At 71.3% G+C, this 25,161-nt stretch carries 22 protein-coding genes and 1 pseudogene; 11 read left to right on the top strand and 12 right to left on the bottom strand.

The features are described 5' to 3' along the window. Positions 1-287: 287 nt before the first annotated feature. The 3 genes from EXE47_RS16845 (at position 288) to EXE47_RS16835 (ending at position 3,624) form a co-directional block, all read left to right on the top strand. A complete protein-coding gene (locus EXE47_RS16845) occupies positions 288-1,691 on the top strand; it encodes a phosphoglucomutase/phosphomannomutase family protein (RefSeq protein ID WP_089308513.1) in 1,404 nt (467 codons plus the stop codon). A gap of 519 nt (positions 1,692-2,210) precedes the next feature. After that, on the top strand, positions 2,211-2,954 hold the full coding sequence (locus EXE47_RS16840; RefSeq protein WP_089308514.1) for a DNA polymerase sliding clamp: 744 nt from the start codon (positions 2,211-2,213) through the stop codon (positions 2,952-2,954). Between the two features lie 451 nt (positions 2,955-3,405). Further along, positions 3,406-3,624, top strand: a complete 219-nt coding sequence (locus tag EXE47_RS16835) for a hypothetical protein (protein WP_137708525.1) — start codon at positions 3,406-3,408, stop codon at positions 3,622-3,624. A 67-nt stretch (positions 3,625-3,691) separates the two neighbouring features. Here EXE47_RS16835 and EXE47_RS16830 read toward each other — a convergent pair whose 3' ends face one another. Together EXE47_RS16830 and EXE47_RS16825 are read right to left on the bottom strand one after the other, a co-directional pair. Beyond that, positions 3,692-5,569 carry a histidine kinase N-terminal 7TM domain-containing protein gene (locus tag EXE47_RS16830; protein ID WP_089308516.1) on the bottom strand — a complete coding sequence of 626 codons (1,878 nt, stop codon included), beginning with the start codon at positions 5,567-5,569 and terminating at the stop codon, positions 3,692-3,694. A gap of 82 nt (positions 5,570-5,651) precedes the next feature. Further along, positions 5,652-6,245, bottom strand: coding sequence for a hypothetical protein (locus tag EXE47_RS16825; protein ID WP_049932148.1), 594 nt, complete (start codon positions 6,243-6,245; stop codon positions 5,652-5,654). 108 nt (positions 6,246-6,353) lie between these two features. On the opposite strand from EXE47_RS16825, the gene mdh reads away from it, so the two are divergent. Genes mdh through EXE47_RS16810 form a run of 3 tightly spaced genes read left to right on the top strand, consistent with a single transcriptional unit; the run spans position 6,354 to position 8,121 of the window. Beyond that, on the top strand, positions 6,354-7,268 hold the full coding sequence (gene mdh / locus EXE47_RS16820; RefSeq protein WP_049932026.1) for a malate dehydrogenase: 915 nt from the start codon (positions 6,354-6,356) through the stop codon (positions 7,266-7,268). A 54-nt stretch (positions 7,269-7,322) separates the two neighbouring features. Next, positions 7,323-7,511 (top strand): hypothetical protein, encoded by a 189-nt coding sequence (locus EXE47_RS16815; protein ID WP_049932025.1) that lies wholly within the window; start codon positions 7,323-7,325, stop codon positions 7,509-7,511. Between the two features lie 13 nt (positions 7,512-7,524). Further along, positions 7,525-8,121, top strand: coding sequence for a 2'-5' RNA ligase family protein (locus EXE47_RS16810; protein ID WP_089308517.1), 597 nt, complete (start codon positions 7,525-7,527; stop codon positions 8,119-8,121). A 13-nt stretch (positions 8,122-8,134) separates the two neighbouring features. On the opposite strand, the gene EXE47_RS16805 is transcribed toward EXE47_RS16810, so the two are convergent. From EXE47_RS16805 to EXE47_RS16795, 3 genes are all read right to left on the bottom strand, one after another. Further along, a complete protein-coding gene (locus EXE47_RS16805; RefSeq protein WP_049932022.1) occupies positions 8,135-8,317 on the bottom strand; it encodes a hypothetical protein in 183 nt (60 codons plus the stop codon). Beyond that, entirely contained in the window at positions 8,318-9,712 is a 1,395-nt protein-coding gene (locus tag EXE47_RS16800) for a cytochrome P450 (protein ID WP_049932021.1), read from the bottom strand. A 91-nt stretch (positions 9,713-9,803) separates the two neighbouring features. Continuing rightward, positions 9,804-11,420, bottom strand: coding sequence for a methyl-accepting chemotaxis protein (locus tag EXE47_RS16795; RefSeq protein WP_089308518.1), 1,617 nt, complete (start codon positions 11,418-11,420; stop codon positions 9,804-9,806). Positions 11,421-11,582: 162 nt separating this feature from the next. On the opposite strand from EXE47_RS16795, the gene EXE47_RS16790 reads away from it, so the two are divergent. Next, positions 11,583-13,373: an excinuclease ABC subunit C gene (locus tag EXE47_RS16790; RefSeq protein WP_089308519.1), complete on the top strand. Its 1,791-nt coding sequence runs from the start codon at positions 11,583-11,585 to the stop codon at positions 13,371-13,373. Between the two features lie 37 nt (positions 13,374-13,410). Here EXE47_RS16790 and EXE47_RS16785 read toward each other — a convergent pair whose 3' ends face one another. After that, positions 13,411-14,055 (bottom strand): helix-turn-helix domain-containing protein, encoded by a 645-nt coding sequence (locus EXE47_RS16785; RefSeq protein ID WP_089308520.1) that lies wholly within the window; start codon positions 14,053-14,055, stop codon positions 13,411-13,413. Between the two features lie 210 nt (positions 14,056-14,265). Beyond that, positions 14,266-15,162, bottom strand: a complete 897-nt coding sequence (locus EXE47_RS16780; protein WP_049932016.1) for an alpha/beta fold hydrolase — start codon at positions 15,160-15,162, stop codon at positions 14,266-14,268. 123 nt (positions 15,163-15,285) lie between these two features. Between EXE47_RS16780 and thpR the strand changes: the two genes are divergently transcribed. Continuing rightward, complete coding sequence (gene thpR, locus EXE47_RS16775) at positions 15,286-15,861, top strand: RNA 2',3'-cyclic phosphodiesterase (RefSeq protein WP_089308521.1); 576 nt, start codon at positions 15,286-15,288, stop codon at positions 15,859-15,861. Positions 15,862-15,950: 89 nt separating this feature from the next. Beyond that, on the top strand, positions 15,951-17,351 hold the full coding sequence (locus EXE47_RS16770; protein ID WP_086220249.1) for a HEAT repeat domain-containing protein: 1,401 nt from the start codon (positions 15,951-15,953) through the stop codon (positions 17,349-17,351). A 98-nt stretch (positions 17,352-17,449) separates the two neighbouring features. On the opposite strand, the gene EXE47_RS16765 is transcribed toward EXE47_RS16770, so the two are convergent. Together EXE47_RS16765 and EXE47_RS16760 are read right to left on the bottom strand one after the other, a co-directional pair. Then, entirely contained in the window at positions 17,450-18,280 is an 831-nt protein-coding gene (locus EXE47_RS16765) for a hypothetical protein (protein WP_086216894.1), read from the bottom strand. An 87-nt stretch (positions 18,281-18,367) separates the two neighbouring features. Continuing rightward, a complete protein-coding gene (locus EXE47_RS16760; RefSeq protein ID WP_049932014.1) occupies positions 18,368-19,684 on the bottom strand; it encodes a hemolysin family protein in 1,317 nt (438 codons plus the stop codon). A 171-nt stretch (positions 19,685-19,855) separates the two neighbouring features. Between EXE47_RS16760 and serA the strand changes: the two genes are divergently transcribed. After that, positions 19,856-21,460 (top strand): phosphoglycerate dehydrogenase, encoded by a 1,605-nt coding sequence (gene serA / locus EXE47_RS16755; RefSeq protein WP_049932012.1) that lies wholly within the window; start codon positions 19,856-19,858, stop codon positions 21,458-21,460. A 71-nt stretch (positions 21,461-21,531) separates the two neighbouring features. Here serA and EXE47_RS16750 read toward each other — a convergent pair whose 3' ends face one another. The 3 genes from EXE47_RS16750 to EXE47_RS16740 form a co-directional block, all read right to left on the bottom strand. Next, positions 21,532-23,298, bottom strand: a complete 1,767-nt coding sequence (locus EXE47_RS16750; protein ID WP_089308522.1) for a histidine kinase N-terminal 7TM domain-containing protein — start codon at positions 23,296-23,298, stop codon at positions 21,532-21,534. A gap of 150 nt (positions 23,299-23,448) precedes the next feature. Then, on the bottom strand, positions 23,449-24,732 hold the full coding sequence (thrC, locus tag EXE47_RS16745; RefSeq protein WP_049932011.1) for a threonine synthase: 1,284 nt from the start codon (positions 24,730-24,732) through the stop codon (positions 23,449-23,451). A 79-nt stretch (positions 24,733-24,811) separates the two neighbouring features. Continuing rightward, positions 24,812-25,027 (bottom strand): hypothetical protein, encoded by a 216-nt coding sequence (locus EXE47_RS16740; RefSeq protein WP_049932009.1) that lies wholly within the window; start codon positions 25,025-25,027, stop codon positions 24,812-24,814. Between the two features lie 8 nt (positions 25,028-25,035). Here EXE47_RS16740 and EXE47_RS16735 point away from each other — a divergent pair. After that, positions 25,036-25,161 (top strand): annotated as a pseudogene (locus tag EXE47_RS16735) (uracil phosphoribosyltransferase); the annotation flags it as partial.

Here is a 25,161-nt window from a genome sequence, read left to right as displayed (position 1 = left end):
CGTCTTCGGCCTCACGTAGCAGTTCATCGATTTCTTCCTCAGTCAAGTGATGCTCAATCTCTTTTCGACGTGAGCGCTCCATTACTCTTCTATCAAGCTTAACTAACAAAAGTTTTCATACTCATTATCGCGCCGGTCCGACTCCCTCGCGCGTGCTCCTCACGCCCTGCGGGCGTTCGGAGGCACGCGCCGCCGCGGTTTATTTATCAATAGCCGCGGGCGATCCGCTCGCGCAACCTTCGCGGCCGACACGGGGCATTATTGTCCCCGCCGCCGACGTGGCCGACATGGACCAGATAGCCTTCGGCACGGACGGGTGGCGCGCGACACTCGACACGTTCACCGACGAGCGCGTGCGGATCGTGGGACAGGCGATCGCCGACCACCTCGACGCGGCGGGGCACGACGAACCGGTCGCGGTGGGGTACGACGCCCGCGAGACCTCGGAGGGGTTCGCCGAGAGCCTCGCGGAGGTGTTCGCGGGCAACGGCTTCGACGTGATCCTCCCCGAGCGCGACGCGCCGACGCCGGTGATCGCCCACGCTATCGTCGACCGCGGACTGGCCGGCGCGTGTATGATCACCGCCTCGCACAACCCGCCCGAGTACAACGGCGTGAAGTTCATCCCGCACGACGGCGCGCCGGCGCTGCCGGACGTGACCGAGGATGTCGTCGACCGGCTCGCCGAGCCCGACCTGCTCCCCGAAGCCGAGCGCGGCGACATCTCTCGGGTCGACCTCGTGAGCGAACACGCCGACGCGGCCCGCGAGGTCGTCGGCCGCGTCGCCGGAGACGGGGACGGCGTCGACCTCGACGGGCTCACGGTCGCGTACGACGCGATGCACGGGAGCGGGCGCGGCGTCACGGACGCGCTCCTCGAGTCGGCCGGCGCGGAGGTGGAGCGCCTGCGCTGCGAGCGCGACGTGACCTTCGGCGGCGACTCCCCCGAGCCGTCGGCCCAACACCTCGGAGAACTGGCCGAGCGCGTCACCGACCCCGAGAGCGACGTGGATCTGGGGATCGCCAACGACGGCGACGCCGACCGGATCGCGGTCGTCACGCCCGAGCGCGGCGTCCTCGACGCGAACCTCTTCTACGCCGCCTGCTACGACCGGCTCTTGGAGACCGACTCCGGGCCCGCGGTCCGCACCGTCTCGACGACGTTCCTCGTCGACCGCATCGCCGAGGCGCACGGCGAGGCGGTGTACGAGACCCCGGTCGGCTTCAAGTGGGTCGCCGAGGCGATGGGTGAGCACGACGCGCTGTTCGGCGGCGAGGAGTCCGGCGGGTTCACCCTCCGCGGTCACGTCCGGGAGAAGGACGGCGTGCTGATGGGGCTGCTCGCGGCCGCGACCCACGCCGCCGAGCCGTTCGACGCGCGCGTCGACCGCCTGCTCGACGAGCACGGCCACATCGCGGCCGGAAAAGTGTCGCTCGACTGCCCGGACGACCGGAAGGAAGCGGTCCTCGACGAGCTGGAGGACCACATCCCGGAGGCAGTCGGCGGGTCCCCCGTAGCGAAGGTCGTCACGCTCGACGGGTTCAAGCTCCTCTTAGAGAGCGGCTCGTGGCTGCTCGTCCGCCCCTCGGGCACCGAGCCGAAGCTCCGGGTGTACGCCGAGGCCGACTCCGACGAGGCCGTCGACGACCTGCTCGCCGAGGGGCGCGACCTCGTCGAGCCGCTCGTCTGAGGGCCGCGCGCGACGACCGGCGCGATCGGTCCGGGAGCCCGATCCCGCGCGGACGAGTTTCAGTTCCGTCTTGCGTTCGGCTCGTCTACTCATGAATTACCCTCGTACCGTCGTGTACCGCCTGGCGCGGCGCAGGCCACACACGGTCGACGAGCCACTGCCAGCGCCCGAGCGCACCGACGTGAACCCGACACCGCTCGCGGAGCCGGCCGACGGCGCCCCGACGGACGGGCCGATCCGAGCCGCCCGACCCCGGCGACGGAGCGCCCCGCGGCCCCGGTAGCGAGGAGCCCCGCGACCTCACGCGCGATCCGGCGGACGACGGCGCGGACGCGGAGGCGAGAGGCCGGGACGCCGACGAGGCGGAGACCCTCGAATACCGGCTCGAACGGCTCCGCCCGCTGCGAGCCGTGGTGACGCTCGGGGTCGTCGTCGCCCGGCTCATCCGGTCGGTTTGAGCGTTTCCGTGCCGACCCGATCGGGTGTCTTTTTAGGGGATACCGCCCTAGCCGAACGTATATGTTCAAGGCCATCGTGGGCGCGTCGACGTTTCAGGACGCGCTCGATTCGGTGAGCGTGTTGGTCGACGAGTGTAAGATCCGCCTGAACGAGGAGGAGCTCTCCATCCGGGCCGTCGACCCCGCCAACGTCGGCATGGTCGACCTCACGCTGGAGGCGGCCGCGTTCGAGTCCTACGACGCCGACGGCGGCGTCATCGGCGTCAACCTCGCCCGCCTGGAGGACATCGCCGGCATGGCCAACTCGGGCGACCTGATCCACCTCGAACTCGACGAGGAGACCCGCAAGCTCCACATCGAGATCGACGGCCTCTCGTACACCCTCGCGCTCATCGACCCCGACTCGATCCGCCAGGAGCCGGACATCCCGGACCTCGATCTCGCCTCCGAGATCGTCGTCGAGGGCGCCCAGCTCGACCGCGGGATCAAGGCCGCCGACATGGTCTCCGACCACATCCGCCTCCGCGTCGACGAGGGCGACGAGGCGTTCTTCATCGAGGCCGAGGGCGACACCGACGACGTGAACCTCAAGCTCGACCGCGAGGACCTCATCGCGCTCACCGCCGGCCCCGCTGACTCGCTGTTCAGCCTCGACTACCTCAAGGACATGAACAAGGCGATCCCCTCCGACGCCGAGGTCACCGTCGAGCTCGGCGAGGAGTTCCCCGTCAAGCTCCACTACGGCTTCGCCGAGGGGCTCGGACAGGCAACGTATATGCTTGCACCGAGGATTCAGAGCGAGTAAATTACCGAGGGAAGCGTGTCCAGGATGCGGAGAGTCGTTCAAGCGGGTCGGTAGTCACTGGGCACGCGGAAGCTGTTACTACCTCGAAACACCCACGTACCTTCGCGAGATCCTCGTCGGCTGTTTCATGGGTGACGGGGCCGTCCCAAAGACGAACGACGGTGCTCACGGCCTGTTCCGTCTCTCGATGGTTAACAAGCAATCCTTGGAGTGGTTCGACCACGAGATGGGGGTGTTAAGACCGGTGTCCGATTAAAAAAAGACGGCAGCGGAGCTGGCACATAGTAACCGTGAATCGGGGTTCAGTCCAAATGCGAGGGCTGAGAACTATCACGATAGGTATACCGTCATATCGCGATCCCACCCGTTCATGCGGTCACTTCGTCGGTGGTACCGATCCGGCGAGAAGCGGTTCCCAGAGAGTCTATCGCTGACGCCACGGATCGCCAAGATGTGGTACGTCTGTGACGGGTGTCTCGATGTTCAGGAGTACGGCGAACCGAGAGCAGCAATACGGATACGACACCGAGACGACCGTCAGGAGTTCTTTTTGAATCTATTCGAGGAGATTGGCCTCTCACCGTCGTACGGCCGCGAAACGATCCGCTTCGGGGTCGAAGAGACTCGCTCGTTCCTCGACTGGCACCCCACCGCCCGGACTCGAGTGTAAGTGGGTACTCGACTCGGGAGAGCGCTACGATCGTCTGAAGGCACAGGCGTACGGCGAGTCACACGTCTTATAGATCGTCCACGACCGGAACCGACACCGTCACCCGCGTCCCCCGCGGCTCCCGGTCGGCGTACTCGACGTCGGCGCCGACCGCGGCGGCGCCCCACGCGACGACCCACAGGCCCAGCCCGGAGCCGTGTTCGAGGGCGGTCTCCCGCCCCGACTCGACCGCCTCGACTTCGTGCTCGGGGATCCCGGGCCCGTCGTCCGCGACGGTGAGCACGAACCGCGCGTCGCCCTCGCCCTCGTGGCCGCCGTCGCCTCCGCGCTCCTCTCGACGGAGCGCGACCCGCACCCACGCCCCGCCGTCATCGCGTTCTGTTCCCTGACCGTCGTGGTGATCGAGCGCGTTCTCCACCGTGTTCTCGACGACCGCGCGGAGCGCGTCGAGCCGGACCCGCGTGACCCACTCGTCGGCGTCGGCGTCTCCGGTCGTCCGCTCGCCGACGGAAGTCGCCGCCCCGCCGTCGGCGGTCGTCGGCTCGCCGTCGACCACGAGCTCGATCGCCGCGTCGTCGCGGCCACGGGCGTCCGCGACGGCCGATGTCACGAGGTCGCGCACGTCCGTCGGCTCGGGGTCCCGATCTTCGAGCAGCCGCTCGACGGTCCCGGCCTTCTCGCCGAGCGCGGCCAGCGCGCCCGCGCGACGCTCGACCGCGTCGGCCATCTGAACGAGTTCCGAGTCGTCGACGCGATCGCGGAGGATCTCGCCGTACCCGCGGACGACGCCCGCGTCGTTGCGGAGGTTGTGACGCAGGATGCGGTTGAGCACCTCCAGCTGCTGGCGTCGGCGCTCGCGGTCGGTGACGTCCGAGAGGACGAGAGTGTACCCGACGTGGGTACCGTTGGGGTCGGTGAGCCGGGAGACCGACACCGCGTACGTGCGGCTGCGGGCGCCGTCGCCGGCGTCGATCTCGACCGTCTCGCGGGAACCGCCCGCTTCGTCGTCCGGGCCGGACTCGCCGCCGTCCGGTTCGCCCTCGCCCGCGTCGCCGATGCGGACCGGGAGATCGAGGAAATCGGCGAGCGGGCGGTCGCGGGCGGTCTGGGCGTCGACGCCGAGCACCGTTTCGGCCGCGGGGTTGATCCGGACGATGCGGCGGTCGAGCGCCAGCGCCACGATGGGGTCGCGGAGGTCGTCGATCGCGGTGCGCTCCGCGGCGCGGCTGGTGGTCGGGTTCCGGTCGAACATCTCCGCGCGGTCGAACGCGTACGCGTCGAGGAGCAGGTGCGGGACGAACATCACCGGCGCGAGTTGGAGTTGGGGCACCGGGCCGAGCGCCAGCGCCCACGCGACCAGCGCGAACCCGGGCGGCAGCGAGCTCAGCGCGACCGCGGCGCTCTCGCGGCGGTACAGCGGCCCGTAGCTGAGCAGCGTGTCGACGAGGAGGAACACGGCGCTGGCGACGAGGACCGTCTCCGCGGCGACCGTCAGGTACGCCCACGGCCCGAACGCGTACGAGACGGTCTCGACGCCGAAGACGGGGTCGCGCGCGAAGTCGGTCCAGAAGACACCGTGGAGCGAGTTCGTGACGACGAGCGCGGACGAGAGTGCGCCGAACCCAACGACCGCCGCGAACAGGCGGCTCCGGACCACGTCGCTCCGGCCCGTGTACTCCAGTGCGAACCCGAGGAAGGCGATCCCTGTCCAGATCACGCCCAGCCACATCGTCGCCTCCAGCGCGGCTCGGATCGCCGGTTCGGAGACCAGCAGGCCGACGCCGTAGGAGAGACACCACGTCGCCTGCGCGGCGAACACGCCGAGGAACCAGTCGACGCCGGGGCGGCCGCGGTGTTCGCGGATCGCCCACGCGAGCGCGAGCGCCCCCGCCCCGCCCGCGAGGGAGCCGACGGCGGGCCACGCGGGAACGAGGTCGAGGGCCATTCGTCGGGTACGACGGCGACGGCGGGGGTAAAGCTGTCGTGGGGCGGCGGTCCGTCCGGTCCGCGCTCCGGACGAACCGGCGCTACAGATGCCGCTCGATGACGCGCTTCGCGGCCTGTCCCTTCTCCTTCCAGCCGTACCCCTCGTCGTACACGTGGCGCTTGGCGTCGACGAGCTCGCCGGGCGTCGACTCCTCGAAGCCGCCGCGGTCCCACGCGCCCGACTCGCGGAGCCACTCGATCACGTTCTCGCGGGTCTCGGGCCACGAGAGCCCGACCATCTCGTACCACGCCACCATCGCGAACACCGCGTTGTCGTGACAGCCCGGGACCGAGCCGTGCTCGTAGACGGTGCGCATCGGGTCGCGAGTCGGCTCCGAGACGCGTTCCTTGAACTCCGCGGCGGTGAGCAGGCGGAGCCGGTCGCCGTCCTCGACGACGCGCTGGTCGCGGCGGAGCGCGCCGAGCGCGGCCTTGTGGAGCCCGCCCCACTCCGCCGGGACCGCGTCCCGCAGCGCCGCTTCCGGGAGGCCGTCGGGCTCCGCGGACAGCACCGACAGGAGGTCGGTGTACGCCTTCTCGACGGTCGGCCAGCTCACGCCCTCGAACTCACAGTCGGCGTCGTGAAGGCTGTTCGTCGTCCGACAGCCGGGGCACGGGTAGCGGAACGTCGGCACGAGGCGACGCTTCGACGCCGCGGGAGTTAGGGGTTTCGCGACGACGGTCACGAACGTTAGCGGGGTTCCGAAACGTTTACTCACCGGCCGGTCGCGAATCTACACGGTATGACAAAGGTCAGCGTTATCGGTGCGGCGGGGACCGTCGGAGCCGCGGCCGGCTACAACCTCGCGTTACGCGACGTGGTCGACGAGCTCGTCTTCGTCGACATTCCGGACCAGCGCGAGACGACGATCGGACAGGCCGCCGACGCGAACCACGGCGTCGCGTACGACTCGAACACGACCGTCCGGCAGGGCGAGTACGAGGACACCGCCGGCTCGGACGTGGTCGTCATCACGGCGGGCATCCCGCGCAAGGAGGGGCAGACCCGGATCGACCTCGCCGGCGACAACGCGCCGATCATGGAGGACATCGGGTCCTCGATCGCCGAGCACAACGACGACTTCGTCACCGTCACCACCTCGAACCCGGTCGATCTGCTCAACCGCCACCTCTACGAGGCGGGCGACCGCGACCGCCACAAGGTGGTCGGCTTCGGCGGCCGGCTCGACTCCGCGCGCTTCCGCTACGTCCTCTCCGAGCGCTTCGACGCGCCCGTCCAGAACGTCGAGGCGACGATCCTCGGCGAACACGGCGACGCGCAGGCGCCCGTCTTCTCGAAGGTGCGCGTCGACGGCCGCGACCCGTCGTTCGACGCCGACGAGAAAGAGCAGATCCTCGCGGACCTCCAGGAGTCCGCGATGGACGTGATCAGCCGGAAGGGCGCGACGCAGTGGGGACCCGCCACCGGCGTCGCCCACACCGTCGAGGCCATCCTCAACGACACCGGCGAGGTGCTCCCCTGTTCGGTCGTGCTCGACGGCGAGTACGGCTACGACGACACCGCGCTCGGCGTCCCCGCGAAGCTCGGCGCGAACGGCGTCGAGGAGGTCGTCGAGTGGGACCTCGACGAGTACGAGGCCGAACTGCTCGACGAGGCCGCCGAGAAGCTCTCCGAGCAGTACGAGAAGATCGCGTAGCGAGCGCCCGGTTTTACCACCGTCTTTTTATCGCTGCCGCACCCCCGTCCGGCCATGAACCGCGCCGAGATCGACACCGACGACCTCCTGAAGATCGTGCTGCTGCTCGTCGTCGTGTGGCTTCTCCTAGAGATCGTCGGGGCCGTCCTCGAGGTCGCCTTCTGGCTGCTCGACGCCCTCCCGACGCTGATCGGGATCGCGCTCGTCGTCGTGATCGCCTTACACCTCACCGATCGGATCTGAGGCGGACGCCGACGTGTTCAGCCTCAACGTCCCGCTCCCGCCCGCGATCGACCGCCTCGCCGGCGATCTCCACCCGAAACTGACGGGGTTCGATCGCGTCCGCGAGCGTCACACCCTCGTCTGTAAGCGCTTCGGCGTCGAGAACGTGCGACGCGGAGAGCGCGACGGGGGCGATGAACGCGGAGAGGGCGAGGGGGGCGAGGAACGTGGAGGGGACCGACCCGTCCCGCCTCGTCAGGAGGCCCTCGACCGGCTGCGCGAACGCCTTCGTCGACCGCTCGCGCCCGCCGACCCGTTCGAGGTCGCCGTGACCGGGAGCGACGTCTTCGACGCGCCGCGGTCGGGGTCGCGGCCGATCGTGTATCTGACGGTCGAGAGCGACGGGCTCGTTCGGCTTCACCGCAGGCTCTGTGCGGCGTTCGGGACGGTGGAGGGAATCGAGGGCGACGCGTACGTCCCGCACGTGACGCTGGCGCGGGGCGGCGACCCGGAACCGGGCGCGGTCGCCGACCTCGTCGAGACCGAGTTCGACCCGGTCCGGTGGCGCGTCCATGCGCTCGACGCGTGGGACCCGGAGTACCGGGAGGTCGCGGCGACGGTCGATCTGTAGGGCGAACCGGAGGTTACGCGTCGTCGACCGCGTCCGGTTCCTCGACCGCGTGGTGCGGCCCCACCGGCCCGTGGGTCGGGCAGACGCCCGCGATCGGGGTGGCGTTGAGACAGCAGGCGCGGCGGTCGGTCGCAACGAGACCGCTCGAGAGCGGATCGCCGCACCGGGCGCAGTACGCGTCGGCGGGGGCGGACATCTACCGCTCGCGGATCCGCATCGGCACCGGATGGCTCGGGTGCATGGTGAGCGAGCCGCGCAAGGAGAGGTCCGGTCCCTCGTAGCCGAGTTCGAACTGCGAGCAGATCTCCGCGAGGATGATCTTCGCCTCCAGCAGCGAGAACGCCTTCCCGATGCAGTGGCGCGGGCCCCCGCCGAAGGGGAAGAAGGCGAACCGGGGGCGCTCGCTCCGGCGCTTGGGCGTCCAGCGGTCGGGGTCGAACGTCTCGGGGGCGTCGTACCACCGCTCGGACCGGTGGGTCACCCACTGCGACACCATCAGCGCGGACCCCTCCGGGATCCGGTACCCCCCCAGTTTCACGTCGAGCTTCGGCTCGCGAAACAGGGTGTAGACGGGCGGGTAGAGGCGCATCGACTCGTTGAGCACGCGCTCGGTGTACGCCATGTCGCGGACGTCGGCCGCGGTCGGCGGGCCGTCGGCGGTCGCCGTCTCGGCCTCGCGCTCGACCTCGCGACGAGCCTCAGGGTGATTCGAGAGCAGGTAGAACGTGTACGTCAGCGCGAGCGCGGTCGTGTCGTGGCCGGCGAGCAGCATCGTCACCAGCTCGTCGCGGAGGTTCTCGTCGGTCTGCTCGCCGCGGTCGCGGGCGCGTAGGAGGACTGAGAGCAGGTCCATCGGCAGGTCGCCGTCGCCGTCCCCGGCCGGGCCGGGCACCGCGACGCCCTCCGCGCCGGCGGGGTCGACGCTCGGGTCGCGCTCCGTGCCCCGGCGGCGGTCGACGATCCCGTCGATGACGGATTCGAGGGTGTCGATCGCGGCGTCGAACTCGCGGTTCTCGCGGGTCGGCACCCAGTTCGGGATCAGGAACCGCCGCGGGTCGGGCTCGAACCGCGCGCCGAGCGGCTCCAAGTTCTCTTGGACCGTCTTCACCTCCTCGTCGGTGATGTCGGCGCCGAACATCGCCGAGACGATGATCTTCACGGTGAGGCGGGCGACCTCGAGCTGGATGTCGACGACCTCGCCGTCGGCCCAGTCCGCGAGCTGCGACTCCGTGTGGTCGACCATCGTCCCGTCGAGCGCGCCGATCCGGCGGTTGTGGAACGAGGGGTTCGCGAGCGTGCGCTGGCGCTGCCACGTGTCGCCGTCGCTCATGAGGAGACCGTCGCCGAGCAGCGTGTCCATCGCGTCGTCGCCGAACTGGGGCTTCCGGTAGCGTTCGGCGTCGGCGACGAGCACGCGCTCGACGTCGGCGGGGTTCGTGAGCAGGTACGTCTCTCTGGGACCGAGGTCGAGCCGCACCACGTCACCGTAGCTGTCGGCGCAGGCGCGGAGGAAACCGAAGGGGTCGTCAGCGAACTGGCGACCGTTCCCGAACAGGGGGTCGCCGAGCGGCCCGGGCGGCGTAACGGACATACGTTTTGTGGGGGCTGAGCGGGGTTAAACGTTCGGCGGTGCCGAGAGAACGGGGGAGCGAAAGCGGACGGGACTGGGGGCGGTAGGGGAGTTATCTGGCGTCGAGCTGTTCGACGCGGGCGATCAGCTCGTCGACGGCCGCCTCTTGGTCGTCGGTGGCGTCGACGATGCGTTCGGTCGCCTCCTCGGTGCGGTCGGAGCGCTCGCGGACCGCCTCCAGCGACGAGGTGAGCTCCTCGACGGTCGCCGCCTGGTCGTCGGTGGTGCGCGCGACCTCCGCGACGCCCGCGGCCGCCTCGTCGACCGCGTCAGCGATCTCTTCGAGCGAGTCGAGGACCGTCTCGATCTCGGTGCCCGCGTCCTCGATCCGGTCGTGCGAGCGCTCGACCGCGGTCGTGGTCTCCGCGGACTGCGCCTGGAGCTTGTCGAGGCTCTCCGTGATCTCCTCGGTGTAGCCGCGGGTCTCGTCGGCGAGCTTCTTCACCTCCTCGGCGACGACCGCGAAGCCGTCGCCGCCCTCGCCGGCGCGGGCGGCCTCGATGTTGGCGTTCAGGGCGAGCAGGTTCGTCTGCTCGGCCACGTCGGAGATGACCTCGATGACCTCCTCGATGTCGTCCATGCGCTCGGAGAGCGCGCCGACGCTCTCGACGAGTTCGTCGCCGATCTCCACCACGTCCTCGGTCGCCTCGCGGGCGTCCTCGCTGGCGTCTAACCCCTCGTCGGCGGCGTCGGCGGCCGCGACCGCGGCGGAGTCGACCTGGTCAGCCGTCGCCGCGACCTCCTCCATCCCCGCGGAGAACGACTGCATCTCCGAGACGCTCTCCTCTAAGAGCTCGTTCTGCTCGTCGACGTTCTCGGCGATGTCGGCTGCCGCGGCGCTCGCCTCCTCGACGGTGCCGTCGAGGTCGCGCGCCTTCTCGTGGACGCTCTCGGAGAGGGTCTGGAGGTTCTCCGCCATCCGGTTTACGACGCCGATGACGCTCAACAGCTCTTCGTTGAGAATTTCGCACTCCTCGCGGCAGACGGCGCGGGCCTCTAGGTTTCCCTCCCCGATCTCCTCGGCGGTCTGGCGGATCTCGGCGACCAGCTCCGCCGTCGCCTCGCGCTCGTTGACGTTCTCGGTGCGGTCGATGACGACCTCAGTCACGCCGACCAACTCGTCGCCGTCGTACATCGGGGTCGCGGTGAACTCGATGTGCTTCTCCTCGCCGTGGCGGTCGACCATCGTGCTCGTGTCGCGGTAGCGGATCCGTGCCGATCCGGACCGCTCGACATCGTACACCTCGTCCGCGTCCTCGGGCGCGTCGAGCACCTTGTCCGCGAGTGTGTCGGCGCGCCGACCGTCGGGGTAGAATAGCTCCGAGGCGTAGTCGTGGCCGAGGGCGTCCGCGCGGTCGACGCCGGTGAGCGCCGCGAGCGACTCGTTCCACTCGGCGACGTTCCCCTCGGTGTCGAGGATGAACGTCGGGACGCCCGTGGCGTTGAACACCTCGGCGAAGCCGGCACCCCCTAAGGTCTTGGTCCGGTCCACGCCGTCCGCCTCGGTGACGCTGTACTCCTCGTCGCTCGGGCCACCGGACTCGCCGGCCGGGACCGTCGCGTCGTCCGTCCCCGCGGGCTCCCCGACGACGACGCCCCCGTCGGGGACCGACCGGGAGTCACCTCCCCGCCCGAGCACGCGCCGTAACAGCCCTCGAACTCCCGTCATATCTGTTTCCCTCTCCCCCAAGCATCGGCATAAACGGTTCTCCCCGTGACTCAGGTTTGATAACTACCCAGTTCGCGAAGTGACATGAACGGACCGTGACCTCGCTTCGGCTCGCCCCCGCAGCGTTCAATGGCGTCGGGCGGCTACGGCGATCCGAGACCGATGGACGCCGGCGCGGTGCGCGAGCGGGCCCGAGACCTCCCGACGGAGCCGGGCGTCTACCAGTTCCGGGCGGGGGAGACGACGCTGTACGTCGGGAAGGCGCTCGACCTCCGCGACCGGGTGCGGTCGTACGCGGACCCGCGCTCGGGCCGGATCCGAGGGATGGTCGAGCGCGCCGACCGGGTCGAGTTCGCGGTCACCGACACGGAGACGCAGGCGCTGCTGCTCGAGGCGAACCTCATCAAGCGGCTGCGCCCGCGGTACAACGTCCGGCTGAAGGACGACAAGTCGTACCCGTTGGTCGCCTTCTCGGACCACGAGGTGCCCCGGATCGAGGTGACCCGCGACCCCGAGGCGGGCGCGGTCGCGTACGGCCCGTTCACAGACGTGGGCCGCGTCGAGACCGTGGTGAAGGCGGTCCGCGACGAGTACCGGCTGCGCGGCTGTTCGGACCACAAGTACGAGGGGCGCGACCGCCCCTGCCTCGACTACGAGATGGGCATCTGTTCGGCGCCGTGTACCGGCGAGATATCGCCGGAGGCGTACGCCGAGGACGTGGCCGCCGCGCGGCGCTTCTTCGAGGGCGAGACGGGCGTCCTCGCCGACCCCCTCCGACGCCGCATGGAGGCCGCGGCCGAGGCGAACGAGTTCGAGCGCGCGGCGAACCTCCGCGACCGCCTCGAAGCGGTCGAGGCGTTCCACGGCGAGGGGGGCGAGGCCGTCAGCGACCGGAACGACGACCGCACCGTCGACGTGCTGGCGGCCGCGGTCGAGGGCGACACGGCTCGGGTGGCCCGGCTCCACAGCGAGCGCGGGCAACTGGTCGACCGGAGCCGCCACCAGCTGGACGCGGCGGCGGTGGCGGACGCGGCCGAATCGGGGGCCTCCGGCGGCGACGCGACCCCGGCGGACCCCGACGCCAACACCCCCGCCGCCGTACTCAGCGCGTTCCTCGCGCAGTACTACGCCGAGCGGGAGTTCCCGGACGCGGTCCTCCTCGCCGAACGACCCGCCGACCGGGACGTTGTCGACTGGCTGGAGCGCGAGGGGGTCGCGGTCCGGGTCCCGGGCGCCGGCCGCGAGGCGAAGCTCGTCGAACTCGCGCTGAAGAACGCCCGGAAGCGCGGCGGCCGCGACGACCCCGTGGGCGCGCTCGGCGACCGGCTCGGGATCGCCCGCCCCGAGCGCGTCGAGGGGTTCGACGTGAGCCACGCGCAGGGCACCGCCGTGGTCGGCTCCGACGTGTGTTTCGTCGACGGGAGCGCGGAGACGGCCGATTACCGCCGGAAGAAGCTCACCGAACGCAACGACGACTACGCGAACATGCGCGAGCTGGTCCGGTGGCGCGCTGAGCGCGCGCTCGCCGGCGAGGACGACCGCCCGGACCCCGACCTCCTCCTCATCGACGGCGGCGAGGGGCAGCTCGGGGCCGCCCGCGACGCGCTCGCGGAGACCGGGTGGGACGTGCCCGTCGTCGCCCTCGCGAAGGCGGAGGAGCTGGTCGTCACTCCGACCGGGACCCGGCGCTGGGACGACGACGCCCCCGAGCTCCACCTGCTCCAGCGCGTGCGCGACGAGGCGCACCGGTTCGCCGTCTCCTACCACCAGACCGTCCGCGACGAGGTCAGGACGGTCCTCGACGACGTGCCGGGGGTCGGCCCCGAGACGCGCCGCCGCCTCCTCCGGCGGTTCGGCTCGGTCGAGAACGTCCGCGACGCCTCCCGGGACGACCTCACCGACGTCGACGGCGTGGGCGACGCGACCGCCGACACGCTCCGCGAGCGGCTGTGAACCGACGGCGGGTCGGCGTCCGGGACGGCGGCGGCCGTCACGCCGATTCGACGGCGCGCTCGACGACCGCCGCCTCGGCTTTCCGGAGCAGTTCGCCGGCCGTGCTCGTCGCGCAGCCGAGCGCGGCCGCCACGTCCGCGACGGTCCCCTCGCGCGGAACCTCGTAGTACCCCGTCGAGACCGCCGTCTCCAGCGCCGCGCGCTGTCGGTCGGTCAGCCGCGACGGTTCCCGTCGGCGCTCGAACTCGTGGACCCACTCGATAGTGAGGTCGGCGAGGGTCGCGAGGTCGTCGTGGAACTCGCTGAGCGCCGCCGTCGCGCCCACTGCCTCGAACCGGACGTCGCCCGACTCGCGGAAGACGACCGGCGGGAGGAAGATCACCCGCGACGCCGCGACGGTGTCGAGGAGCGCCGCCGGGAACTCGTAGGCGTCCTGCCGAAGGAACGCGTAGGTCCCGTCGACGTCGCTCACGAGGCTGCTCGCGACCAGCGAGTCGAGCGCGTCGAGGGCAGACGCCGTCACGTCGCGGTCGCCGTCGAACCAGAGCAGCGTCGTCGCGTCCGCCGTCGGGCTCCACATCAGCAGCTCCGCGCGACGGATCGGCGAGTCGGCGGCGATCGCCTCGTGGAGGGGGTGGCGGAGCCGCTCGGGGTAGGCGGCCGAGAACCTGATCCGTTTCATGACGCCGTCGCTCGACGTTCGAGCGTGCCGTACATCAATCCGCGTGGTTCGGGACCGCCCGCGGGAGGGACCCGGGACGAGGTCGGAGAGGAGGGCCGAACCGGTCAGCGGGGACGCAACGGCGTCTCGGGGACGGACTCGGGCAGGGCCGGATTGATCAGTGGGGACGAAACGGCGTTTCAGGGGCGAACTCGGGGGGAGAGCCAGCGATCAGCGGGAACGCGACAGCGCCTCGGGGGCGGCCCGGAGGAGCGTCCCGAGGTGGTCCGCGCCGTCGAGGACGCGGAGTTCGGCGGTCGGAAGCGCCTCGGCCAGTCGTTCCGCCCCGGCGACGGGGACGTTCGCGTCGTCGGTCCCGTGCCACAGGCGCACCGGGGCGTCGACCGCGTCGAGGTCGATCCCCCAGTCGCTGCCGGCGTCGCGGAACTCGGTGACCGCGCCGTTCCGGTGGCGCTCGAACGCCGCGAGGAAGTCCTCCTTCACCACGGTCGCGGCGTCCTCGGGGACGGCGTCGGCGTCCTCGGCGTACTGGGCCACCACGAACGACGGGTCCGCGCGCGACGCGACCCACGCCTGACCGCGGAGCAGTGCCCCGAGGACCGACGGCGTCGCGGCCGCGAGACCGGACAGGAGGCGCTGGACCGCGGGCGTGTCGTCGCCGAACGACGGCGGCGTCGCGCCGGCGACGAGGTCGACGCCGGTGACCCGGTCGCCGAGCGACGCGGCCGTCGCGAGGGCGTAGGGCGCGCCGCCGGAGAACGCGACGAGGGCCGCGCGCTCGACTCCGAGGTCGTTCAGGACGGGCCGCACGGACGCGGCGGCGTCGCCGACGGTCCGACCCGACTGGGGGGGCGAGCGTCCGTAGCCGGGTCTGTCGGGCGCGATCACGCGGACATCGTTCGCTCGCGCCGCCGGTTCGAGGAGCGCGCCCAGCCGGCGGGACCCGGGCGTCCCGTGGAAGAAGACGACCGGGTCGCCGTCGGGAGGCCCGTACGTCGCGTAGGCGATCCGGCGACCGTCCGCCGAGCGGGCGACGCTCGACATCTCGCGCGCCGGCGCCCGACGCTCCGAGGGCGGGTCCGGTCGCGCGGAGTCGGTGGTGGCCATCACATGCGAGTATGGGAGGGTCACTACTGGGAATTATGCCGGACTGATACGGTGGTATTTATGTAGGGCGCTGGTTCGACCACCACAAGCGGTATCCGTCGCTCGGCCGATCCGGCGACCGAGATGCGAGCGTTCTTCGCCGTCGACCTCCCGGACTCGCTCGCGCCCGCCGTCGCGGAGGCACAGGCCCCATTCGCGGACGCGTCGGGCGTCAACCCGGTCGACCCCGAACAGGCGCACGTGACGCTGAAGTTCCTCGGCGACATCGGCACGGAGGACGACGAGGGCGATCCCACCCTCGACGACGTGGCCGCCGCCGGCAAGCGCGCCGTCGACCGCGCCGCGGTCTCCCCCTTCGAGGCCGAGATCCGCGGCCTCGGCGTCTTTCCGAACCGCGAGTACGTCTCGGTCGCCTGGGCGGGCGTCGGCCGCGGCGGCGACGACCTCGCCGCGCTCTACGAGGCGCTCGAAGCGGAGACGACCGCGCTCGGCGTCGACCCCAAAGACCACGCGTTCACGCCGCACGTGACGCTGGCCCGCGTGGAGAGCGCGACCGGGGCAGAGGCGGTCCGAAACGTGCTCGACGCGGGAGATCCGGAAGTCGGGACGTTCTCGGTCGACGAGATTCGGCTGGTGAAGTCGGCGCTTACCGCGTCCGGGCCAGAGTACGGTGTCGTCCGGGGGTTCGGACTCGAATAACGCGGCACCGCGCGCCGGTCGCGTCGGATTCTCATCGGTGATAGCCGCGGCCATACGTTTAATCTACCGGATCGGTGAGGTGTTCACAGATGGACGACAGGCCACGACCGGACGGGGCCGATGGATCGGCGGAGAGCGGCGGCACCGGGCGCGGCGGGCGGCCGACCGACGACGATCCCCCGGCGTTGGCGCGGCTCGATCGGCGGTTCGACGCGTCGACGCGACGCGAGGCGGCGGAGGCGCTCGGCAGCCCGTCCAGTTCGATGAGCGCCGCCGCGAGCCGGATCGTGGATGGGTTGTTCGAGGCGGCGCTCGACGACCCCGACGAGACCGTCCGCGCGGCGGCGATCGAGTCGCTGTACTTCCACGGCGACGACCACCTCGACCGACTGGGGCGGCGGGTTGCCGACCGGCGAGGCGGCGGCGCCGAGGACGGAAGCGGGAAGACGAGCGGGGCTGCCGAGACGTTCTCGCGGTGGCTGAGACACGACCGGGCCGCGTATCGGATGCTGGGGGCGACCGGACTGTCGACCGTCGGCGACGAGGGCGCCGCCCCCCGGCTCCGCGAGGCGTTCGATGACGGCGACGCGCGGGTCCGCGCTCGGGCCGTCAGGGGGTACGCGCGGGTGGGCGGGGAGGCGGTCGAAGCGGTTCGCCCGCTCGTGAACGCGCGGAACGACCTGGTGCGCGGGGCCGCGGTCGACGCGCTTGTCACGATAGAGAGCGACGACGCGGTCGAACTGCTCGCGCGCGCGGCACGGCGCGGCAACGAGGGACTCAGGCTCGCCGTCGTGCGTCGGCTCGGAGCGCTCGGTCGCCGGGACGCGACCGGCGTGTTGCTCGGCTCGCTGCGGGACCCCTCGGCATCGGTTCGCCGGGCAGCCGCGCGGTCCGTCGCCGCGGTGATCGCCGAGGCGGACGCCGTCCCGGCGGGCGATGTCCGCGACCGGCTCCTCGCGGAGCGACCCTTCGAGGCCGACGGGCTGCTCGCGGTGTTCCGGGCAGTCGCCGCGGAGCGAACCGGAGCCGACCGGAGGGCAGCGCCCGCCGACGCGACCGCGGGATCGGAGGAGCGCGTCGACACCGAGACCAAGCGGTACGCGGCGTGGCTGTACTGCGAACTCCTCGAATCCGCGGACCCGACCGCGGCGGACCGTTCGACCGCGGTCGAGTGGCTGATCGACGCGCTCGACCACCGCGACCGGCTGGTCGCCGATCTCGCCGCCGCGTACCTGCCCCGGATCGCCTCGACGAGCGGGACTGGGGACGGTCTGCCGGACGACGAGACCGACTCCGCCCTCGGGGTCGACATCAAGCGGAACCTCCGCGCGCTCGCCGGCGACGAGGCCGCCTCCGACGCCGCGCGGGAGCGCGCCAGGGCGGTGTTGCGGCGGTTCAAGCGGGCCGTCGTCGAGGCGGCCGCGGACCGCGACGTGGAGTACGTCTACGTCCGCTGGCCCGCGGACTACACGGAGAGCTACAACGAGTGAGAGCGCAGCGACGCCGAGTGACTGGACCCAGCGACGCCGAGTGAAGGGCGATTACGACGGGTGAGCGAGGACGGGGAACGGGAGACAAGTTCCCGCAGTCACGGCCGCCGAACGAACTGCCCGTCGTCGACCGCGACCGTCAGGTCGATCGTCTCGTCGAGGAGGTTCAGAACGGTGGCGACGTTACGGTCCGCGTCCGCGTCGACGTACAGCTGTAAGACGCCGCCCGCGTCGGCAAGGCGCGCGGCGAGCATACGGACGAAGGCCACCGACCGTTCGACGTCGAAGGCGGCGACGATCTGGTGGAAAACGCTCACCTCCAGCGAGACGCGCTCGCCGGGTTCGTGGTTGTCGTCGAGGATCCGCGAGACCGTCTCGCCGACCTCGGCCGGGGAGAGCCGCGGGTCGAGTTCGACGATCTCGACGTTCCGGCCCTCGAAGTCCACATCGGGCGTCGCCTCGAAGTCGTACTCCCCGGTGCTGACGATCACCGCCCGCCGTGGCCACGCGTCGAGGGCCTCGTCGAGCGCGCGGACCAGCCGCTCCGGGGAGGGGGTCACGGCCACCACGAGCCCCGCGGCGGCGTGGAAGTGGGTCCGGAGCGCGTCGGCCTCGTCGCCGGCGGCCGACGCGTCGACGCGGACGACCCCGTCCCAGTTGACCCGCTCGGCCACGTGTGTTCCGTCGGCGACCCGGTCGGCGACGTGTTCGTACAGGTGCCTTTTGAACTCGGCAACGGCGCCGCCGCTGTCGTAGGTGGTCTTGGCCGTGGCGCAGTACGGGCAGTCCCAACTTACACGGAAGTCAGACGTAGAGAGCGCGTCGGAGTCGTGTGCGAGCAGGTGGGACCCGGTCACGTCGACCATCTCCGAGCGGTCCCGCGTCCACGCGACGAACCCGCACCGGCCACACGCCCAACGGCTCACCATGATCAGAGACGTGTCTCTCGGGAACCGTCGGAATCACATGTATGTTTGGTAATGTGTGTGGAGACCGCAGCGTCGGGGGAGCGGCGGTCACTCGGGCCCGAGCGAGCCGGCGTCACCGCCGTCGGGACCGACAGACGCGTCGACCGCGAACCCGTTCTCGTCGGCGTGTTCGACCCGGACGCGCGTGACCCGGGTCGCGGTCGCGCCGGTGACGGCGAGCGTGACCTCGCCGACCGCGACGCGGTCACCTTCCTTCGGGAGCCGGCCGAGCTGACGGGTGACGAGCCCCGCGACGGTCTCGACGCCTGCGTCCGCGGGCAGCGAGAGGCCGAGCGCCTCGTTGAGGTGGCCGACCGTCGTCCAGCCGCGGACCACGGCGGCGTCGGGCGCGACCACGTCGACCGCGTCCGTCTCCCAGCGGCCGACCAGCTCGCCGACGACCTCCTCGAAGAGGTCCTCCAACGTCGCGATTCCCACGACCGCGCCGTGCTCGTCAACGACGATCACCATTCGCGTCTCGCTCGCGCGCATCTCCGTGAACAGCTCGTCGAGCGGCTTCGTCTCGGGGACGAACGCCGGCTCGCTGAGCGCGCTCGCGAGGTCGGCACCGCTCTCGTCGGCGCGGATCGCGTCGCGGACGTCGACGACCCCGACCACGTCGTCGCGGTTCTCGCCGTACACCGGCATCCGGGTGACTCCCTCGCTCGCGGCCCGCGAGAGCGCGTCCGCCGGGGTCGCCGTGTCGGGGAGCGCGACCACGTCGGTCCGGGGGACCATCACCGCGGCGACGGTGGTGGTCTCCAGATCGAGGACGCCCCGGATCATCGCGCCCTCGTCAGGGTCGAGCGCGCCCGCGACCTCGCCGGAGCGCACGAGCGTCGCGATCTCCTCCCGGGTGAGGTACGACTCGATGGCGGACTCGCCGCCGGTGAAGCGGTTGACGACGCCGGAGGCCGCCTCGAACACGTACAGGACGGGACGGAGCACGCGCTGGACCGCGACGACGATCCGGGAGACCCGGAGCGCGTGTCGCTCCGCGTTGGCGACGGCGTACGACTTCGGCGCGATCTCGCCGAAGACGATGACGAACACCGAGGTGACGAGCGTCGACCCCGTGGCCGCCTGGCCGCCGGAGAAGCCGAACCGGACGAACACCGCGGTCGCGACCGACGCGGCGGCGATGTTGGCGACGTTGTTGCTCACCAAGGCCGTGACGAGGAACCGGTGGGAGTCGTCGCGCAGCGCCGACAGCGCCCGGGCGCCGGGAGCGTCGGTCGCGACGAGCGAGTCGATCCGGTGGCCGGGGACGGAGAACACCGCGAGTTCCGAGCTGGAGAAGAAGGCGCTCACCGCGGTCAGCGCGAGGATGGCGCCGACGCCGACGAACGCGATCGTGAGGTTCATGCGCGGAACGTGCGGCCCAATATAAAAGGGAGTACCGGCGGCGAAGATACCCACGAACGCGCATTCTCCAGTCGAAACAGAGGGGTCGATACCCACGAGCGCGGATCCGTTCGGGCGGCAAAACGGCGCGATGAGGAAAGCGTTAACCCCGCGCCGCGGGTGCGTTTCGACATGAAGGTACTCGTGACCGACCCCATCGCGGACGCGGGGTTGGACCGACTCCGAGACGCCGGCCACGAGGTCGTCACCGACTACGAGGCGGAGGGGGAGGCGCTGCTCGACGTCGCAGCCGACGCCAACGCGCTGATCGTGCGGTCCGGAACCGACGTGAACGAGGCGGTCTTCGAGGCCGCGAGCGAGCTCGTCATCGTCGGCCGGGCGGGCATCGGCGTCGATAACATCGACATCGAGGCCGCGACCGACCACGGGGTCATCGTCGCAAACGCCCCCGAGGGGAACGTCCGCGCCGCCGCCGAGCACACCGTCGCGATGACGTTCGCCGTCGCGCGCTCGATCCCGCAGGCGCACGGTCGCCTGATCGGCGGCGAGTGGGCGAAAGGCGAGTTCCTCGGTACCGAGGTGAACAACAAGACGCTCACCATCGTCGGCCTCGGCCGCGTCGGGCAGGAAGTCGCCAAGCGCCTCGACTCGCTCGGGATGGACCTCGTCGTCTACGACCCGTACATCTCTGAGGAGCGCGCCGACCGGATGGGGGCGGAGCTCGTCGAGGACCTCCACGACGCGCTCGCCGTGGGCGACTTCGCGACGATCCACACCCCGCTTCTCCCCGAGACCGAGGGGATGATCGGCGAGGCCGAGCTGGCCAAGCTGGAGGGCGGCTACCTCATCAACTGCGCCCGCGGCGGCATCGTCGACGAGGATGCGCTCGCTGAGGCGGTCGAGGACGGCGTCCTCGCCGGCGCCGCGCTCGACTCCTTCGCCGAGGAGCCGCTCCCCGAGGACTCGCCGCTGCTCGACGTCGAGGAGATCGTCTTGACCCCGCACCTCGGCGCGTCGACGGAGGCGGCCCAGGAGAACGTCGCGGTCGACACCGCCGAGGCCGTCCTCGCGGCGTTCGACGACGAGCCGGTCCTCACCGCGCTCAACGCGCCCTCGGTCGACGAGAGCGCGTTCCCGCGAATCGAGCCGTACATCGACGTGGCCGAGACCGCCGGGAAGGTCGCCGCCCAGCTGCTCGACGGTCGGATCACCGGGGTCGAGGCGACCTACGAGGGCGACATCGCCGCGGAGGACGTCGACCTCGTCACCGCGAGCGCCCTGAAGGGCGTCTTCGAGCCGCTGGAGTGGCAGGTGAACGCGGTGAACGCGCCGCGGCTCGCCGAGGAGCGCGGCATCGAGGTGACCGAGTCGAAGACCCGGCAGACCGACGACTTCCAGAGCCTCGTGCGCGTCACCGTCCACAACGGCGACGACGAGATCGCGGTCGAGGGAACGCTGTTCGCCGGCGAGGACGCCCGCATCGTCCGGATCGACGGGTTCCGGGTCGACGCGGTCCCGTACGGCCACATGCTCGTCGCGCGAAACACCGACGAGCCCGGCGTCATCGGGCTCATCGGGACCGTCCTCGGCGACCACGACGTCAACATCGCCGGGATGTTCAACGGCCGCGAGACGCAGGGCGGGGAGGCGCTCACCGTCTACAACCTCGACTCGGCCGTCCCCGACGCCGCGACCGAGGAGCTGCTCGCGGACGACCGCGTCGTCGAGATCACCGAGATCACCCTGGACGGCGCCGACGGGCGTGCGGACGAGTAACGCGGGACTCGCCGAGTAGGCGGCGAGTACTGCGCAGCCCCGGAGAAGAGATCAGACCGTCCCCGGACGGGCTACGACTCCGCCGCGGGCGACTCCGAGACCGCGACGAGCGCGTCCGCGTCGGCGACGACGGGCGACGCGACGGCTTCGATCGGTCGATCCCCGAAGGCGACGACGAACGCCGCGCCGTCGCCGACCGTCGTGTCCGACAGGCAGGCTTCCCCTTCTGCGGCCCCGCGACCCGCACCGACGCCGACCGTCCAGCCGTGCGACTCGGCGAGCGCCGCGACCGACGCGAGGCCGATCCCGGTCCCCTCGTCCGCAGTCGTGTAGCCCCGGTCGAACACGCGGTCGCGCTCCGCCGGCGGGACGCCGGGGCCGTCGTCGATGACCGCGAACCCGCCGTCGAGCGCGACGGCGGCGACGGTCGCGTCGGACCCGGCGTGGACAGCCGCGTTCCGGAAGAGGTTCTCCAAGACGCTCCGCACCGCAGTCCTGTCCGCGGCGTACGACTCGTCGCCCGCCACCGTCAGCGTCGCTCCCGCCGTCTCGGCGGTCCGCCAAGCCGCCTCGGCCGCGGCCGCGAACGAGAACGACTCGGCACCGGCGTCTGGGTCCGGGTGGTCGACGGCCGCGAGCGTCTCGTCGACGATCTCGAAGATCCGGTCGTGAGCGCTCTCGACCCGCTCGGCCGCCGCCTCGTCGCCCGCGGTCGCGAGGTCCGTGAACCCGTCCGCGACCGTCAACGGGTTCTTAATGTCGTGCGCCAGCGCGTGCGTCAGCGTCTGGAGCCGGTCGTTCGCCACTTCGAGGTCCCGCCGGTTGCGCTCCGAGTCGGTCACGTCGCGAAACAGCAACACCGTCCCCTGCGAGCGGCTGCCGAGCGTCGGAAGCGAAACGGCAGAGAGCGAGACGAACCGCGGCTCGCCGGCGACCTCGACGCGGAGCGGTTCGTCAGGGGCCTCGCCGCGGCGGTACGCGGCGCGGACCTCCGGGGCGTCGGCGAGCGCGTCCGCGATCGGGACGCCGACCGCGACGCCCTCGCCGAGCCACGCGCGGGCCGCCGGGTTCGCGTCCGCGATCCGCCCGCTTCGGTCGACGACGACGATCGGGTCGGGGACCGCCTCCAGGGTCACCTGCCGGGCGACCGGCGTCACGCCCAGCGTCCGCCCCCGCCGGACCGCGATCGTGAATGCGACGCCCGTGAGCACGAACAGGAGTTCGGGCCGGAACGCCGGGCCGCCCCCGAGCACGACGAACTGCGCGCCCCACGGCGCGGCAGAGCCGACGAGCAGCAGCCCCGCGGACGCGCGGAACGCGGGCGCCGAGTCGTACACGCCGTACGCGAGCGTCGCGAACGTCCCGACGAGCAGGACCTGCGAGTAGAGCCAGCCGACCCACCACACCGGGCCGAACTCCCGGACGAGCACCGTCCCCGAGCCGACCGCGACGAGGTCGGTCCCGGTCCGGACCAGCCCGTGGACATCGTTCGTCCAGCTCAGCAGGGTCAACGCGGCGAGCGGGGCGAGCAGCGCGAGCAGGCGGCGCCGGGAGAGCCACGCGTCGTAGCCGAGGTAGGACGCGACGAACGCGACCGCCGCGACCGGGACGACCGCGGTCGCGGGGTACTGGACGTTGAGCCAGAACAGCTTCCCGGCCTCAGTCGTCGCGACGGCCTCGCCGAACAGCCCCGCGGACCACCAGGCGATCGCGGCCATGAACGCGACCGCGGCGCGACCGCCCGACTCGTCGCGGGAGTCGAACGCGACCGCCGTCGCACAGACCGCAACGACGGCGGCGAGCGCGGCGAGCGGTGCGGTCGTCGGGACGTCTATCAACTTGTCTGTCGTTCAAGTGTTTACTACTTAATACAAACTGTCGGGGCGACGTGTTCGGCAATCGGTGATAGCGCCAACGGCTCTGGGGTGTCGAGGGCGCGGGTCGAGAGCGGGAGGTGGGCGGCCGCACCGACCGGCCCCGTCGGGCGATCAGTCGTGGAGGTGGTCGACGACGGCGTCGGCGTCGTTCGGGACCGGCTCGGGGTCGCCGCCGGCCTCGTAGGCGGCGTCGGGGTCCTTGAGGAGGTGGCCGGTCGTCAGGCAGACCACGCGCTCGTCGTCGTCGACGACGCCCTCGCGCCGGAGCTTCTTGAGGCCCGCGAGGCTCGCGGCGGAGGCGGGCTCGACGCCGACGCCCTCGCTGGCGAGGTGGCGCTGCGCGGCGGTGATCTCCGGGTCGCTCACGGCAACGGCGGTGCCGCCGGTGTTCCGGATGCCGGGGAGCGCCTTCGGCGCGTTGACGGGGTTGCCGATGCGGATCGCGGTCGCCCGCGTCTCGACCTCCTCCCAGCGGCGGATCTCGTCGTTCCCCTCCTCGACCGCCTCGACCATCGGCGCGGCGCCCTCCGCCTGGACGCCGGTGAGCTTGGGGACCTCGTCGGGGTCGAGCGCGCCCGACTGGACGAGCTCGCGGAACCCCTTGTACAGCGCCGAGGTGTTGCCCGCGTTGCCGACGGGCAGGACGATGCGGTCCGGGAACGTCCCGTAGTCGGCGTAGAACTCCTCTAATATCTCGAAGCCGATCGTCTTCTGCCCCTCCAGCCGAAACGGGTTCAGCGAATTGAGCAGGTACGCCTCGCCGCGGGCGGCCAGCTCCTGGACGATGTCGAGGCACGCGTCGAAGTTGCCGTCGACCTCCAGGATGCGCGCGCCGTGGAGGCTCGCCTGCGCGATCTTCCCGGCGGCGACCTTCCCCTCCGGGAGGAGGACGAGGGTCTGCATCCCGCCGCGGCCGCCGTAGGCCGCGAGCGCGGCCGAGGTGTTGCCGGTGGAGGCGCACGCGAGCGCGCCGACGCCCAGCTCCTTCGCGACGCGGACGCCGACGGTCATCCCGCGGTCCTTGAACGAGCCGGTGGGGTTCATCCCCTCGTGTTTGATCCGAAGCGCGTCGACGCCGACCGCCTCCTCGATGCGCGGGACGCGGTGGAGCGGCGTGTCGCCCTCGGGGAGGGTAACGCCGAGGTCGAACGGGAGCCCCTCGCGGTAGCGCCAGACGCCGCGGTCGGGGCCGTCGGAGGACGCGCCGGACCCGAACTCGTCGAACGTCGGGGGGTCGTCGTACCGGACTTCGAGCAGGCCGTCGCACTCGTCACAGGTGTAGCGCACCGCCTCGAACGGGGCGAACGTCTCGTCGCACGCGATACACGCGAGCCACGTCCCGTCGTCGGCGCAGTCTGGCGCCGCCGGGGTCGGGGCGTCGATGGCGAGATCCATTACCACGGCGTCCGTCCCGCCGGGGCTTAAGACGGGCGGTCGAGACGGACGTTGCCGGCCGACGCGAACGCGTTCGGCCTCAGTCGACGATGATCTCGGAGCTCTCGTCGCCCCCGTCGTCGCCGGAGCCGAGGCGGTCCTGGTAGCGCTGGATCCAGTCGGCGAAGCAGTCGGGGCAGAGCCGCTGGGTGTCGATGTTCGCCCGGTCGACGCTCAGCCGGACGGTGCGCGCGAGCGCGTCCGTCGTGGCCTCGCCGCAGGCGTCGCAGGGCGCAGTCGTCGGCGCGTCGCTCATGTGGTGTCGGTCGCGACGAGGCGGCCGGGATGACCGACGACGGCGAGTTCCCGATCACCATCGACTACGTGAAGCTCCCCGAGATCCGCCCGGAGGACACCGTCATCGTCGCGGACCCGATGCTCGCGACGGGA

The sequence above is a fragment of the Halorubrum sp. GN12_10-3_MGM genome, assembly GCF_005435235.1.
GTDB classification, from domain to species: Archaea; Halobacteriota; Halobacteria; order Halobacteriales; family Haloferacaceae; genus Halorubrum; species Halorubrum ezzemoulense.
The sequence above is the reverse complement of the archived record's forward strand: the minus strand, read 5'-3'. Positions and strand labels throughout refer to the sequence as shown.

Bases quoted from the DNA above. Each gene is read 5' to 3' on its own strand.
- EXE47_RS16845 (WP_089308513.1), top strand. From the start codon at position 288: ATGGACCAGATAGCCTTCGGCACGGACGGGTGGCGCGCGACACTCGAC.
- EXE47_RS16840 (WP_089308514.1), top strand. From the start codon at position 2,211: ATGTTCAAGGCCATCGTGGGCGCGTCGACGTTTCAGGACGCGCTCGAT.
- EXE47_RS16835 (WP_137708525.1), top strand. From the start codon at position 3,406: ATGTGGTACGTCTGTGACGGGTGTCTCGATGTTCAGGAGTACGGCGAA.
- EXE47_RS16830 (WP_089308516.1), bottom strand. From the start codon at position 5,569: ATGGCCCTCGACCTCGTTCCCGCGTGGCCCGCCGTCGGCTCCCTCGCG.
- mdh (WP_049932026.1), top strand. From the start codon at position 6,354: ATGACAAAGGTCAGCGTTATCGGTGCGGCGGGGACCGTCGGAGCCGCG.
- EXE47_RS16815 (WP_049932025.1), top strand. From the start codon at position 7,323: ATGAACCGCGCCGAGATCGACACCGACGACCTCCTGAAGATCGTGCTG.
- EXE47_RS16805 (WP_049932022.1), bottom strand. From the start codon at position 8,317: ATGTCCGCCCCCGCCGACGCGTACTGCGCCCGGTGCGGCGATCCGCTC.
- EXE47_RS16800 (WP_049932021.1), bottom strand. From the start codon at position 9,712: ATGTCCGTTACGCCGCCCGGGCCGCTCGGCGACCCCCTGTTCGGGAAC.
- EXE47_RS16795 (WP_089308518.1), bottom strand. From the start codon at position 11,420: ATGACGGGAGTTCGAGGGCTGTTACGGCGCGTGCTCGGGCGGGGAGGT.
- EXE47_RS16790 (WP_089308519.1), top strand. From the start codon at position 11,583: ATGGACGCCGGCGCGGTGCGCGAGCGGGCCCGAGACCTCCCGACGGAG.
- EXE47_RS16785 (WP_089308520.1), bottom strand. From the start codon at position 14,055: ATGAAACGGATCAGGTTCTCGGCCGCCTACCCCGAGCGGCTCCGCCAC.
- EXE47_RS16780 (WP_049932016.1), bottom strand. From the start codon at position 15,162: ATGGCCACCACCGACTCCGCGCGACCGGACCCGCCCTCGGAGCGTCGG.
- thpR (WP_089308521.1), top strand. From the start codon at position 15,286: ATGCGAGCGTTCTTCGCCGTCGACCTCCCGGACTCGCTCGCGCCCGCC.
- EXE47_RS16770 (WP_086220249.1), top strand. From the start codon at position 15,951: ATGGACGACAGGCCACGACCGGACGGGGCCGATGGATCGGCGGAGAGC.
- EXE47_RS16765 (WP_086216894.1), bottom strand. From the start codon at position 18,280: ATGGTGAGCCGTTGGGCGTGTGGCCGGTGCGGGTTCGTCGCGTGGACG.
- EXE47_RS16760 (WP_049932014.1), bottom strand. From the start codon at position 19,684: ATGAACCTCACGATCGCGTTCGTCGGCGTCGGCGCCATCCTCGCGCTG.
- serA (WP_049932012.1), top strand. From the start codon at position 19,856: ATGAAGGTACTCGTGACCGACCCCATCGCGGACGCGGGGTTGGACCGA.
- thrC (WP_049932011.1), bottom strand. From the start codon at position 24,732: ATGGATCTCGCCATCGACGCCCCGACCCCGGCGGCGCCAGACTGCGCC.
- EXE47_RS16740 (WP_049932009.1), bottom strand. From the start codon at position 25,027: ATGAGCGACGCGCCGACGACTGCGCCCTGCGACGCCTGCGGCGAGGCC.